At 67.1% G+C, this 13,863-nt stretch carries 5 protein-coding genes; all 5 read right to left on the bottom strand.

Going from position 1 to position 13,863, the window contains the following annotated elements:
* Positions 1 to 26 precede the first annotated feature (26 nt).
* Positions 27 to 791 (bottom strand): DISARM system phospholipase D-like protein DrmC, encoded by a 765-nt coding sequence (drmC, locus tag HHX37_RS09810; protein ID WP_182885193.1) that lies wholly within the window; start codon positions 789 to 791, stop codon positions 27 to 29.
* Positions 788 to 2,683: a DUF1998 domain-containing protein gene (drmB, locus tag HHX37_RS09805; protein WP_182882079.1), complete on the bottom strand. Its 1,896-nt coding sequence runs from the start codon at positions 2,681 to 2,683 to the stop codon at positions 788 to 790. Before drmB ends, drmC begins: the two co-directional genes overlap by 4 nt.
* Positions 2,683 to 6,483 (bottom strand): DISARM system helicase DrmA, encoded by a 3,801-nt coding sequence (drmA, locus tag HHX37_RS09800; protein WP_182885192.1) that lies wholly within the window; start codon positions 6,481 to 6,483, stop codon positions 2,683 to 2,685. The genes drmB and drmA overlap by 1 nt, the downstream gene beginning before the upstream one ends.
* An 88-nt stretch (positions 6,484 to 6,571) precedes the next feature.
* Positions 6,572 to 10,684, bottom strand: coding sequence for an Eco57I restriction-modification methylase domain-containing protein (locus tag HHX37_RS09795; protein ID WP_182885191.1), 4,113 nt, complete (start codon positions 10,682 to 10,684; stop codon positions 6,572 to 6,574).
* A complete protein-coding gene (drmD, locus tag HHX37_RS09790; protein ID WP_182882076.1) occupies positions 10,681 to 13,797 on the bottom strand; it encodes a DISARM system SNF2-like helicase DrmD in 3,117 nt (1,038 codons plus the stop codon). The genes HHX37_RS09795 and drmD overlap by 4 nt, the downstream gene beginning before the upstream one ends.
* Positions 13,798 to 13,863: the final 66 nt, after the last annotated feature.

Below are 13,863 nucleotides of genomic sequence, written 5' to 3'. Positions count from 1 at the left end.
ATCTCCCATTCCCCGAGTTCAACGATCTAGCGCAGCCGCTCCAGCAGACCTTTCGCGCGCAGCTCAGCGATGTGCTCGGCCGCCCGTTGCGGAGCCGTTCCACCGTGAACGAGCAGCCCGGCCTCGATGTTCTTCGCCACGCCTGACTGGGTCAGGTTGGCGCTGGACACCAACAGCACCCGCCGGTCCGCCACGGCCAGCTTCGCGTGCATCTTCGCACCCTGCTCCATGCGCCTGTTCATCGGCCAATGCCATAGGTCGAGACCGGACACTGACGAAAACGCTGCCGATGGCTCGGCACCGCCCATGGCGGACCCCGCCCCCTGGAGGGTCTCGACGACTACCGTCACTGACACGCCGCGCTCGACGGCCGCGCGAAGCGCCTTCAGCAGCGGAGTGTACGGCTTGGCCGAATAGGTCATCAGCAGAAGTTCGCGTGCCGCCTCGGAGACGAGATCTACGAGAACCTGAGTGGTCGCTCGGACAGGCACGGCATGCGTGCTCGGCCCGCTCCACACGGACTCGACCCGGCTGGCACCCGCATGCTGGGCATGCCCATCGGCCACTCCTCGAAGATATGCGACCGCCTCGGCGTCAGGCACATGCTCCATCTCCTGCGCGTCGAGGACCGCCTGTGCCGCCTCGGCGAAACCCGGCACAGGCACCGTGCCAGGAATCGCACTCCGTGGCCACCCGTCCCCGATCCGGTCCGCGAGGGTACGAAGCCGGGAAGGCCCGAGCAGGGCGGCGGCTTCCGCCACTGCACGCTCGAAGCGCTGCGACGATCTCATGGCAGCTCGGGATAGAGGGCGAGGTCGGGGTCGTCGATGGGCACCACGAACCTGCGGTCGAGGAATCGGTTGCCCCGCTCGCATGTCGTTTCGGAGACGAACAGGCACACGTGGCAGGCGGCGCCGTGGAGGAAGTCGGCGGGTGCCTGCGGAAGACGTTCCGAGCACAGTGGATCGGACGAGCAGCGCATCGCATCGCGCAGTGCCCGACGCGTGAGCCGTACGAGGTTGGCGGGCTCGGCCAGCGAGACGAGGCCGCCCAGGGTTCCCTCGGCGTCGGGCACTGCCGTGTAGATGAGGATGCCGCTACGCCGGTCGTCGTAGCTGCCCGCGTAGATGCGTTCGGAAAGGCTGGCGGAGCTGTACCCACATTCCAGCGCGATGGTGCGGATGAGCAGGTGGGACAGGGTGTGCAGGGCGTAGAACCGAGCTCCCGGCCAGTGCTGCATCTCGTCGAAGGCGCCACGGATGCGGTCACTGTAGCGGTGCGTCCGAAAGCGGCCGTACGCCTCCTTGTGTTCACGCAACGCGAGTGTGTTCTCGACCCGCTTCTCCCAGTCCGCAAGCAGGTCCTCGGGCAGTTTGAGGAAGATGCCCTCGCCCCTGACCTCGCTGGCCGGCACCCACGTGGCCCTGTCTCTGGCGAGGGGGGCCCGGGTGACCAACTCCGGGTCCTCGGGGTCCGGCGCGTCGAGGCGGGTGAATCCGATCAGCGCGCGGACTTCCCGGAGGCGCTCCGCCTGGACGACGTCGGCGTAGACGCCGCGCAGCGGCTCGGGGACTCCCTCAGGATCGCGGCGCAGGGCGAAGTCTTCGTCGGGCTCGGGCAATTCAGGCGCGGACAGCACCTCCCATTCGGCGGTACGCAGGTCGGGGTAGCCCTCGGCCTTCGTTGCCTCCACACCGTCGAGCCGGGCGCGGTGCCGCTCGATCGCGTCCCACACCGCCTGGTCGTCCCACTTGTCGAACTCTCTGAGCGCGGGTACGGCACCACGCATAAAGGGCAGCATGTTCGGGCCGGGAATGCCGTAGAGAGATGTCCAGTGCTGGGCGACCTTGGCGTCCAGCACACTGCCTCCCAGCTCCGGCACCCACAGCGAGGACAGCGTCTGTGCGAACCACTGGTTGGAGGCTCCGACGACGAGCACCCGCACGGGCCGCGTGCACGACTCGAACGTGGACAGGTGCGGATGGCGGCCCCGGCATCCCGGCAGGTTCTGCTCGCCTCGCCGGCCCATGGCTTCGGTGATGTTGCGCCGCAGCCCGCAGCGTTCACATTTGATCTCCACGTTGGCACCCATGTTGCCGCCGCGGTCGTCCATGCTCAGGGGCGGGAAGTCCACCTCACAGGTGCCGCCTCGATGCACGAAGCGCACGTAGGGGAAGTCGTCCAGATGGCCTGCCGTACACGCGAGCACGAAGCGGGCGGCCACGGCCAGGGGGCGGGGACCGGACTTCTTGCGTGGGCAGTTTTTATGGAAGAACCGGGCCTCGTGCGGCGCATGCGCCTTCGGGTTCTCAAAGCCGAAAACGACCTGCGACTCAATGGGCGCCAGCATGTTGCAGGCCGTGCATCTCATCCATGCGGGAAAGGGGACCGTGGGGACGCCCACGCGCGCGGCCATGCCGCTCTGGTCCTGGTCCGGCATCCACGGAGCGGGGCGCAACTGCTCGACGTTCTTGCCGAGGAGGGTCTGGACGGCGGCCAGGAGCCTAGGCTCGGCCAGTGGCTCCCAGTCGGGAATCATGTCGTAGCGCCAGTCGTCCAGCCCTTTGACCAGCACGGAGAAGTTCGGCAGGTCCACCAGCGCGCCGACGCCGCCGGTGAACATCAGGTGGCTGGGACGGACGGCGCCAACCCTGCGCCGGTGCCCTTCTGGCTTGCCGGCCATCACTGCCCCTTTCCGTTCAGCGTGCTCTCACCGAGCTCGTCCCCTTCGGGAGTGTCAGCGTCGTCGTCTTCGGCGCCGGTCGTGGCGAAGGCCCAGTCGGGTGCCCCGTACACAGGAGCGAACATCTCCTCCAAGCGGGGGACCAGAAGGTTGATCTCGTTCTCGGTCTCGCGCATGGACTGGCCGACGGTCATCGTGTCCCATGGGCCGTCTCCCGCGGCACGCAAAAGCCCCGCGAGTGGCTGCTTGGTGGAGGAACTCGCCTGGTAACCCAGCCTGTTCTGCCCGCTCCGTTCCTTGAGCCACTTGTCGGTCACAACATCGAGGCGTTCGCGCAGGTAGTCACGGCCGCGTTCACCCGCGACCGCCTCCGCGCGGGACAGGAATCGTTCCCTGATCCGTCCGGCGATCGGGCCGTCCAGCGGCACGTCGTGGGCGTCGGAATTGCGCGAGTAAGTCTCCTCCGCGTTCCGCAGCGCGGCGACGAACGCCGCCGTGACGCCTCGGTCCAGTGCCCGTCGGGTGTACGGGGTGACCGACAGCGCCTCCACCTGGCGATAGAAGGTGGCGTGGTAGTGCTCGAAGTCCTCGAAATGCGCGAGGTCGCGCGGCCGAGACCAGTTGGACAGCGTGACCACCAACCCGGGCCGTTCAGCGTCACGGCCGATACGGGAGGAAGCCTGGATGTACTCGGCCGTGTTCTTCGGCTGCCCGGTCACCACCATCAGACCGAACCTGGACACGTCGACACCGACCTGCAGCATCGAGGTGGCCAGCACGACATCGACCGGAAGCCTCTTTCTCGCTAGCCGCCTACCCACCAGCGGATGCTCCGGACGTTTGTCACGGAAGGCGAACGCCCGTTCGGCACTGAGGTCGAACTTCCGGCGCGAGGTGTCGAACTCGGGATCGAAACCGACCTCGAGGTTCCTGAGCACCTCGCTGATGTCAGTGGAAGAGATCCGGGAGGTGAGCTCCTGGACGGTGAGCATTTCCAGCCGGGTCGCCAGCCGGTTGGACAGGCCCTTTCGCTTCCCGTGTGTGCGGATACGGGTCGTCACGTCGTCATCGACGTACCGGCGCATGCCGGCTAGCTCTCGGGTGGCGTTGAAGTAGCCGACGAGCGTCATATACGGATCGGCGGGCTTGCCGTACCTGTCGAAGACCGTCTGGCCGGCGATGAGCAGGATCTCGGCGAGCCGGATCTCGGCGGACTTGAGACGAACGCCATGTGCGCAGACGCCCAGATAGCGTCGCCCGGGAGTCTCGGGTGTAATCGGCACCTGACGGGAGAAGAAGGTGTCCGTCACATCGATGACCTGCGGTGGAAAGATGGCGAGCTCGCGGGCGAAGACCCCGAGCACCTGCGCGTCGGCTCGCTTCGTCGTCGCGGTGGAGGCAATGATCTTCGGTCCGCATCCGTCGCCCCAGGTGCACAGCTCGTCCACGGCTGCCTCGAAAAGGCCGACGGTTGTGCCGAGCGCACCGGAGATCAGGTGCAGCTCGTCCTGGATGATCAGGTCCGGCGGACGCAGCCGGGTCACCGGCTGGACTTGGGTCGCGGGGAGCATGCCCTTGGCGTTGTGCTTGGACGTGCATTTGGTCTTGTCATTCAGGTCCTCGTGCCGGTAGCCGTGCCGTGGGCACCATTCCCGGACCCGACCGAACAGGTGGCCGGCGAAGCCACGCCACGGAAGCTGGGCCAGTTTGTCGACGGTGGCGATGACCAGGCTCGGGGTGAGCCGGTAGATCTCCTCGTCCACGGTGAGGATCGGAAGCCCCTCTCCAGGTGACATCCTCCGAGAGAACGGACAGGCGTTCTGCCCCTCACCGTTGGCGCAGTACAGCAAGACACGACGGCGATCGTCGTCGATGTGCAGGTCCTCGTGCCCCCGCAACGTCTGACCGCACCACGGGCACGACAGAGTTTGCAGAACGTTCGGGCGCTTGCCTTCGGGGGCCGCCCGAGCGTCACTCACCTCCTTGGTCGCGCCCTCGAACCAGTTTGGGGAGACGGCTCCGCCGACCCACAGCCCTATCCGGAACGGCGTGCCGCCCCAGGTCTGCTCGTCGCGGCGGCGGAGCATCTCGGCGGCGCACACGAGCGCGGCAGCCCGCTGGAACTGCTGGGCGGTGAGCAACCGCAGGGTGTAGCGCATGAGGACGGCCACGCCGTCCAGCCCACTGCGCGCCTGCTCTGCCGCACCCACCACCTTCTGGAGCCGTCTGATCGCAAATGTATAGGCGGTCAGCCCCAGGTACGCCTCGGTCTTGCCGCCACCGGTCGGGAAGAACAGCAGGTCGGCGGTGGCCGTGTGGTCGGCCGCCCGCTCCGGGTGCGCTGGGTCGGTCAGCGAGGGCAGGTTGAGGAGCACGAAGGCGAGCTGGAACGGGCGCCAGGAGGCCGCCTTGGCTCCCTCATTCTCAACGAGAGCGGTCGCGGCCTCGAATGTCAGGCCCCGCTCCTGCCGGAGCTTGGCGATCGCCGAGTGCCGCCGCTGCGACGCCATCGCCTCGTTGGCGAACCGGAACGCCTTCAGCGCGTCCTCATTCGAGGCCAGCAGATCGATCCCAGCACGAAGGCGCTGGGCCGCCCGGCGCGCCTTGAACACCGCGTTCACGGCCACCGGACGCAGCGCTTCCGGCAAGGTCGGGATCTCGTCGGCGCGCTTCTCCAGCCAGGCCGAGTAGTCGTCGGCGAGTGGTGCGAGCCCGGCGCGCAGCTGATCGATGTCGGCCGAGGCCAGGGCGTCCATCGACAGCTCGACGTCCCCGAGCCCGCTGGTCGGCGCGATGGTCGCGGGCACGTTGTAGACGGGTAGCCATGTCGTCCGCAGCTCGTGCGCGCACCGCTCGTTGTCACGCAGGCTTGCGTGCACGGCGACATTTCGTCCGGAGGCATACCGCCGCTCATTCCGGTAGAGGAGCCGCAGGTGAGCGTCCTCCTCGTCGTATCCTTCCCCACCGCCGTCGAGCGGGTCGTCGATGGGCAGGAAGATCGCCGCGTCGCCGTCGAGCGCCCTGACCCGCAGCTCTGTCTGGAACAGCCAGGCCGCATCCTTGTTGCTGTTTGGCTCCCGCTGGGTGTTGATCAGCGATAACTCCACCACCCTGCGTCCGTGCCGAGGACGTACGGCCACCGCGAGCAGCACGCCGGGGTCGTCGACGGTGGCGCCGGTGAGCGGGATCCGGCAGGTCGACTCCCGGTCGAGCCGGACCTCCTTGTCGTACGTGACCGGCTCACGGGACCAGGTCCGGGCCTTCTTGCCGTCGTCGCGCTCGATCTCCGTCTTGCTGTACCGCCCCCACGAGGCGGTGACCGCGATCACGTCTACGTCGGCGGGGACGGCGAAGGACAACCCCATCGAGGAAGCCCATAAGCGCCCGAGGTTCTGCGACGTGAGAACGTCGGGCAGCTCGGCTTCGGCAGCATCACCCTGGACACCGGTCTCAGTGTCAGGCACCTCGTCGGCCTCGTCGCGCGAGGAAATCGGCGAGTGCTTGGGACCTAACATGCCGACGAGGTAGCGCTCGCGCGGCCCCATCGCCCGCGGCGGGAACTCCTCCAGGTCGCCGTCCCACGGCCCGAGCAGGTCGCGACAGACGAGCTCCTGGAACTCGTCCCGCACCTCGTACGATGATGTCTCGGCGAAGACCTGCGGCACGTCCAACGGGGGGACGGCCTCTTCCTGCTCGGTCGCTGCGGCTTCGGCCACCTCAGCGGATCCCGACGCGGTCAGGTCGAGAGCCTGCTGCCTGTTTCCCAGCTTGGGAAACAGATCCCCCTGGTCACTCGTCATGGCGCTGACCATTCCTTCCGCACTGCGATCGGGTGTCGTCCAGGCCGGCTCGCCGAGTGACAAGCCGCTGCGGGCTGCGGGAGCCGTGTCACCACAGCCGTCCGTCGGACTCCGAGGCGGCCGGGGTGGTCTTCGGCTTCGCCGCCTTCTTACTGGGCTTGTCGTGGAGGCCCTTCGCCACCTCTTCGGCGTAGCGCTCGTGGTTGAGCTCCAGGAGGCAGTCGACGAACTCGCGCTGCACGGCAGGGCCGACCGTGTAGCGCGTCTCGCGGGCGACGGGGTGATGCCCGTGATCGAGCTTGTCGATCAGGTCGACCCAGCCGTACGCCCGGCAGACCGCCTCGTCGATCGCCTTGTGGATCGCGCGCAGCTCGACGATGTCCTCATCGGTGTTGGCGGGGTCATTGACCATGTTGTACGTCGCGGTGAGCCCCGCCTGTCGGGCCAGCATGAGCTCCCGCCGGAACGTGTCCAGCCGGTCCCCCAGCTCCCGCATCTCCTGGGTGAGCTCCGGTAGCGGCAACGTCTCGAACACATCCGAGGGCGTGTAGCGAACCCTCGTCTCCAGCGTCGAGGCCCGTGTGAGCGCCCACCAGTAATGCGGCGCGCTCGACAGCAGTGCCAGCATCGCAGTGTCAGCCGTCGCGAACACACCGAGCATGTGTGAGAAGACCTGCCCGGTCGGCACCATCACCGGCATGACCACCTTACTGACGAGCGTGATCACAACCACCCGCTCAAGCCCCGCAATGGCCTTGACCATCGCAGGGCGCTTGTCCGCGTAGTGCCAATACCGCTCCGGCAATGGATTCCGTAGAGCGAAGTTCCCGTCTGGCTTCCTGCGTTGACGCTCCGGCTTGACCAAACGAAGCACCTGGTCGTATGGCTCCGTGTACGTCCTAGCCTTGGCCTCGTCCCAGTCATGGAAATTGACGACCCAACGACTTGCCGAGGAGTCGGGGCGCGAGTTCAGGTCCTGCCCGTTGAGATACGGGAAAAGCACGTCTTTATTGTTCGAGTTCCGCTCAATCATCGCTTGTGCAGCACCTGGCTCCATCGTGAATCCGAGTCCGAGCACATATGAGCCGATGAATGAGATCCCTGTGCTACCTGCCAGCCGATTGGGATTACCGACGACGCGAGCATCGGGGTCGAGCGACGGAGCGATTCCCGCGACGACTATTCCATCGGAAATTCGCTCGGCCTCTTCACCAGGGATCGCGCGGCTAGTCCACACAGCGCAGTACTCCAGCACCGCGCTCTTTGACGGCCACGGCTTGCTCTTCACCGCCTGGCGAATCGTCACACCACTCGCCACGAGTTGGTCGAGGCTAACTTCACGCGTGTCGCCCTGAGCAAGAGTATTTGTGGCGATCAGCCCGGTTTGGCCCAACGAGTTGAGCACGCCGTGCGCGCGAAGCGCGAAATAGGCCACCAAATCGGCATGCCCTCGCGTCCCTCTCCCGATGGCCTCCACCAGGTATTCCCGGTAGGCCACGCCCAGGGATCCGGTCAACTTCTTACCGCCCAAGAAGGGCGGGTTGCCGATGATGGCGTCGAAGCCGGGGCCGTTTGGGCACTTCTGCTTGTCGTCTTCGAAGACTTCGGGGAAGACCAGCGGCCAGTGGATCGGCTGGCGGTCGAAGGAGCCAGGCACGCGGTCCTTGTTCAGCCATTCCTTGCGCTGCTCGCGAGCCTCGACCTCCGCCCTCGCCGATCCCTCAGTGATACGGCGCACATAGTCGGAGGCGGCGATCGAGCCGTCACGCAGGCCGGCGTCTCCCCTACCCGTGTAGGCGAGCGCCGCACCAACGGCGAGATCGGCGAACAGCCTGGCCTGGGACGTCTTCAGTTCGGCGTCGGCCAGCACGCTGCGCTTCTTCGCGAGGGCCTCCATCGGTTTATCCCCGAGCTGGATGTCGGCGAGCGCACGGCGTTCGGCGGCGACCTCGCGTACCAGCTCGCGGGCGCCGAGGGCGAAGTTTCGCAGGGCACGCTTCTCGTGGATCTCGCGGCCCCGCTTCGGGTTCATGTGCATCACTTCGAGCTGGTCAAGTGAGGTGATGCCGAGCAGCGAGTCACCCGCCACAAGACGGTCGTCGAGGAAGGTGAAGGGCCGTTCCTTGTCCATGGAGACGAGCCATAGCGACAGCTTGGCCATCTCCACGGCCATCGGGTTGATGTCCGCGCCATAGAGGCAGTGCTCGATGATCTGGCGCATCGCCTCGATGACGACCGGATCCTGGTCGGCGTCGGCCGTACGAGCTGTGGACTCGTCGGCGGACAGGTAGGCCGCCGCGCGCTCGTCACCCTCCCGCGACCAGGCCTCGACGAGATGGCGGGCGAGGTAGCGGGCGGCGGCGACCAGGAAGGCGGCCGAGCCCATGGCGATGTCGGCGACCTTGAGCCGCAGGATTTCCTCGCTGGACTTCGGCTGCCATTCGGAGCGGTCCGCCGTCTGGAGCGGCCCAACCCGGTAGACCAGCGGCTCCAGCGCCCCTTCGACGACCTGTTCTGCGAGAAAGCGCGGGGTGTAGTGCGTTCCTGTGTTCTTGCGCAGCGCCGACTCGGTGACATACAGGGCGCCGGGCAGGACGACCGTCGGCAGCTCGCGCAGGTCGTGGCGGATGATGCCGTAGAACGGGAGCAGCCGCTCGGCCAGTTCGCGGTCACCTCCGGTCACAGCCAGCAGCTTCCGGAGCGCCTCGACCTTCTCCGCCTCGGCCATCGGAGCGAGCCGCTTCGCAATGGCGGCGGCCGTACCGATTCCGGAGGGCTTGTAGAGCTCGGCCAGCTTCGCCGCGAGGCCGTCACCGACGGACGTCGCGAGCGGCTCCAGGTGGGACAGCTCGACCTCTTCCTCCAGGCCGGGCTTCCCGACAAGGCCGACCACGGTGTCGGTCGCCCGGTGCCCCTCGAAGGAGAGCAGCCCCTCGTAGACGTAGCCGATCTGCTCGACGTCCAGGGCGCGGAAGCTGAGCTTGCGCCGCTCGCGGGCCTTGCCTGAGCCGATCTGGACGTACTGCACGGCCTTGAGCATGTGCAGCACTGTGCGATCGTCGATGGACAGCGGCAGCCAGGCATAGGCGTCGGGATCGAACATGGAGCCGTCGTGGGCGTGCATCTTCAGGCGGGGATGATCGACCCCCGCGTAGACCGCGTTGAAGAGCGCGAGCAGCCGGTGCCAGGCGGACTGGGTCTGCTCCAGGTCGTTCTCGCTGCCTTCGAGAGCCATCTGCTCCAGCTCGGCGCAGAGCCCTCCGGCCGAGTAGGCAGTGGTGTAGAGCTCGTTGTCGGCCGGCAGCAGGCCGCGTTCCTCGGCGAAAAGCAGGAACACGATCCGCATCATGACGGTCACGGCACCGCGGTAGACGTCGTGCGCGGAGACGTCGCCCACTCCCTCGCCGCCGGCCGCGCGGTCGCGGGCGTCGGCGCGGCCGATGGCGGCGACGAGAAGTTCGACGGCCTGCCGCACCTGGACGCCCAGCGCCTCGGTGATGTCCTCCTGGCTGTCCAGGCTGGCCTTCAGCAGCGCGGGCAGCGTCTCCTCTTCCGGCACCGAGAAGAAACGGGCACGCTTGAGCAGCGAGACGAACGCGCGGACCACGTCGCGCTCGGCCGCCTCATGCCAGGAGATCGCGTCGAAGACGGCGGTCGTGGTGACGCCGCCCCGGGGGGCCCAGACGAGGGTCCACCAGCGACCGTCGGTGACCAGGCCAAGTTCGATGCCGTGGTGCCGGCAGAGCTGGGCCAGCCGGTCGACCGGGGTGGCGGCCCAGTCCTCCCCCTTGATGCGGGCCGTCGGCCGGCCTTCGCAGATCATGCCGATCAGCCGCACGCTGTCGGGCTTGATCTCTTCACCCGGCTCCACCAGGGCGAAGTCGGGGACGAGCTGGGTGTCGTGCTGCGGCACATCGACGGTCAGCACCTCGAGGCCGTGAATATGAACCGCGTCCTTCCAGCCGAGCAGGTGGCGCAGGCCGTACAGGACCCAGTCGTCGACGAGACCCCCTGCTTGCCAGGTGCCGTGTTCGAGGCGCAGCCGTTCGCGGGTCTCCTTGTCGAGCGGGTCGAGCGACGGCCAGGTGCGGCGGAGGACCGGTAGCGACAGGAACGGCCCAGATACCTCGACAAGGCTCAGCCAGTCCTGGTGCATGCGGTTCGCGTCGGGCTGCGTGCGCCAGTTGGATCCCTTGCTCATCGAGAGGCCTCCTGCTTCGGAACAACGAAGATCACGGCTACGGGGAAGACGTGTTCCTGGGGGTCGCGGTAGCGGGCCGCGATGGCGTCATGTTCCCGCTGTCGTTCCTGGGACAGCCGGTCGAGACGCGTCTTCCAGGAATCACGGTCACGTCTGTACTGCCTGAGTTCACGCTCGTCCTTGGTCGCCTCGATCCGGCTGAACAGCGCGTCCTCTTCTTCGTCTTCGGCGAGCTTGGCGCGCAGCGCCGCCGCGAACTGGTCGAGGTTGGCGGCGATCCGGTTCTGCTCGGCCTCCTGACGCTTGGCGAGGAGGTTCTCCAGCGAGTCGCGGCGGGTCTTCACCCGGGCGTCGATGGCGTCGACAAGGCCGGGCCGCATCTTCTCCCAGATGCCGGCGAGGTGCTTGTGAAGGTGCGGCGAGGCGGGCAGTCCCTGAGTGAGAGCCCGGTCGAGGATGCCGCGGAGCGTGCCGAGGGTGTCGAGCCGGCGGAACCGGCCGCTCTGCTGCGCCCAGCCTCCGGCATAGAGCACCTCCTCATGCAAGCGGACACCATCGCCGCCGACGAGGACGTACCGGGCGTACGCGCCGATCAGGGTCATCTCCAGCGCGGGGTCGTCGCTGACCACGGCGGTCACCCGGTGCAGGCCGATGTCCGGGTTGGAGACCGCCGCACGCAGCAGCCGGGTCGACATGGCGACCAGCGGATGGTTGAGGTGTGCGAGCACGGCGTCGTCTCGCAACTCCTTCACCGTTTCGGGATCGAACGTGATCGGACGCTGCCTGGGTGGCTGGCCGTCCTTGGTGATCTTCTCGAGGAGTCCCGCAGCCGCCCTTTCCCAGGAGCCGGTCAACGGAGGGACCTCGAAGAGCCTTTCGGTGAGGTGCTTTTCATCGAGGTACGGCTTCAACGGCTGCTGGCGGGCGAGATCGAGCGCTGTGTCCACGACCCGCTGGATGCTCTGCGGCGTGATCCTCAGCTCGCTGACCGTCTCGTCGAGGTTGGCACGCAGCTTCCTGACCTGCTCGCCGACGTTCGTCTCGACAGGAACGTCTTCCTTGGGGGCGACCTGGTCGATGTCGTCGATGCCGACGTTCTCGCCAAGCATGCGGCGCTGGACGCGCTCGGAGATGACCACGTTGACCGGGCCGAGGTCCTTCCGCTGCTGCGCGACCTTCTCGGCGATCCGGGAGAGGAACTCCAGGTCGGCCTCATAGGAGTCGACGGCTGTGTCCCAGCCGGTGCCGACGAAGTGCCTGATGTCCGGCGTGTGCTGCTGGCCGTACCGGTCGACCCGACCGATGCGCTGTTCGAGCTTGTTGGGGTTGAACGGGATATCGTAGTTGATCAGGCGGTGGCAGAAGTTCTGCAGGTCGATGCCTTCACCCGCCGCGTCGGTGGCGAGGAGGATCCGCACCTTGAACTCGGTGGGATCCTTCTGGAAGGCCTGCCGCACCTGCTCGCGCTCATCGGCAGACATGCCGCCGTGGAGGAGAGCCAGGCGGTCACCGCCGAGGCCCTCCTGGTTGAGGAGGTCGGCGAGCCAGGTCTGCGTGTCGCGGTATTCGGTGAAAACCACGACCCGCTCGTTGGACCAGTGCTGGTCGGGACGGCAGACGGCCTTCAGGTAGGTGATGAGCTCTTGGGCCTTGGCGTCCGGCCGCACCGCGTGCTTCTGAGCCCAGCGCCGCATCTTCTCCAGCAGCTCAATCTCCTGCTCCGTGGCGCCCTCCTGCAGGGGATGCGCCCGGTTCACCGCGTCGTCCTCGGCTTCGGCGAGGAATTCGTCGTCGAGCGTGGCGGTGTACTCGGAGAACTCCTCGATCCACTCGGGAACCTCGTCTGACTCGTCGAGGACGGACGCCGCCTTCGCGTTGACCGTGTCCAGGTAGACGCCGACGGTGTGGAGGAACGCCGCCGGGCTGGAGAAGAGCCGCTTCTTGAGCAGCAGGGTCACGAGGTCGGCGGCCTTCCGGCCCTTGTTCCGGGTGAGGCGCTTCTTTCGGGCTGCCGCGAACTGCTTGAGCAGCTCGTGAATCTCCCGCTCGTCCTGGGGATACAGCACCGGGATGGCTTGTGCGCTGCGTTCCTTGAATCGCTTGGAGCCGTCGCCGTTGACGATGTCCCGCTTGAGCCGCCGGACCACGGTGTCCTCCACTGCGGCGGAGTCGGGGTCGACCCCGCGGGCGAACCGCTGGTCGTCGAGCGTTTCCAGCAGGGCGGTGAACGACGCCTGGTAGCCGTTGTGCGGGGTGGCGGACAGGAAGAGCCGGTGCGTGAAGTGCGGTGCCAGCCGGCGGATGAGCTTGGTCTGCTGGGAGTCCACCGCGTAGACCTGCTTGGGCGCGGCCGGGGCGACATGGTGTGCCTCGTCGAGGATGAGCAGGTCGAACGCGCGCTTCTCCGCGGATGGGTCGAGCACCTCGTCGAGAAGCCGCTGCGCCTTCTGCCCGCGCAGCCATGGAAGGCTGACGATGGTCAGCGGGTAGACCTCGAAGGGATTGGCCGCGCTTCCGCGGGTGCGGCGCACGACCGCGCAACGCTCGGCGTCGATGATCGTGAAGTCGAGGCCGAACTTCTCGGCCATCTCGTCTTTCCATTTGAGCGTGAGTCCCGCCGGACACACGATCATGATCCGCCTGGCGCGGTGCCTGAGCAGCAGCTCCTGGGCGACCAGGCCCGCTTCGATGGTCTTTCCCAGACCGACGTCGTCGGCGAGTAGGAGATTCACGCGAGGCGCGTCGACTGCGCGGGCGACCGGCTCCAACTGGTAGTCCTCGATCGCGACGCCGGAGCGGAACGGCGCCTGGAGCGTCTTGACGTCCGCGGATGTGACCGCCGACCAACGGATCGCATCAAGAAATGCCGCGAGACGCGCAGGGGGATCGAAGTCCGCGACTTCCGGCAAGGAGCCGCCCGGAAGGATCTTGCTGCCGGGCTCGACCTCCCAGATGACATCGAGAGTGTGGCCGTAGCGCCCGTCTTCGACGCTCTGAAGGCTCACCAGAGTGCTGCTCTCGCCGGTCTCGACCTCGCTGACGACCCACCGCTGACCACGGACAGCGACCAGCGCCCCGATGGCCGGCTTCTCCGACGTCGCACTCGTCACCATTCACTCCTCGCCAACGGCCCTTGCCAGCATCAGTTACGGCCCGCTGCGCCCGGAATACAGCAAGGC

The organism is Microbispora sp. H10885, from assembly GCF_014161415.1.
Classification (GTDB): Bacteria; Actinomycetota; Actinomycetes; order Streptosporangiales; family Streptosporangiaceae; genus Microbispora; species Microbispora triticiradicis.
The sequence above is the reverse complement of the archived record's forward strand: the minus strand, read 5'-3'. Positions and strand labels throughout refer to the sequence as shown.

Bases quoted from the DNA above. Each gene is read 5' to 3' on its own strand.
- drmA (WP_182885192.1), bottom strand. From the start codon at position 6,483: ATGACGAGTGACCAGGGGGATCTGTTTCCCAAGCTGGGAAACAGGCAG.
- drmD (WP_182882076.1), bottom strand. From the start codon at position 13,797: ATGGTGACGAGTGCGACGTCGGAGAAGCCGGCCATCGGGGCGCTGGTC.
- drmB (WP_182882079.1), bottom strand. From the start codon at position 2,683: ATGGCCGGCAAGCCAGAAGGGCACCGGCGCAGGGTTGGCGCCGTCCGT.
- drmC (WP_182885193.1), bottom strand. From the start codon at position 791: ATGAGATCGTCGCAGCGCTTCGAGCGTGCAGTGGCGGAAGCCGCCGCC.
- HHX37_RS09795 (WP_182885191.1), bottom strand. From the start codon at position 10,684: ATGAGCAAGGGATCCAACTGGCGCACGCAGCCCGACGCGAACCGCATG.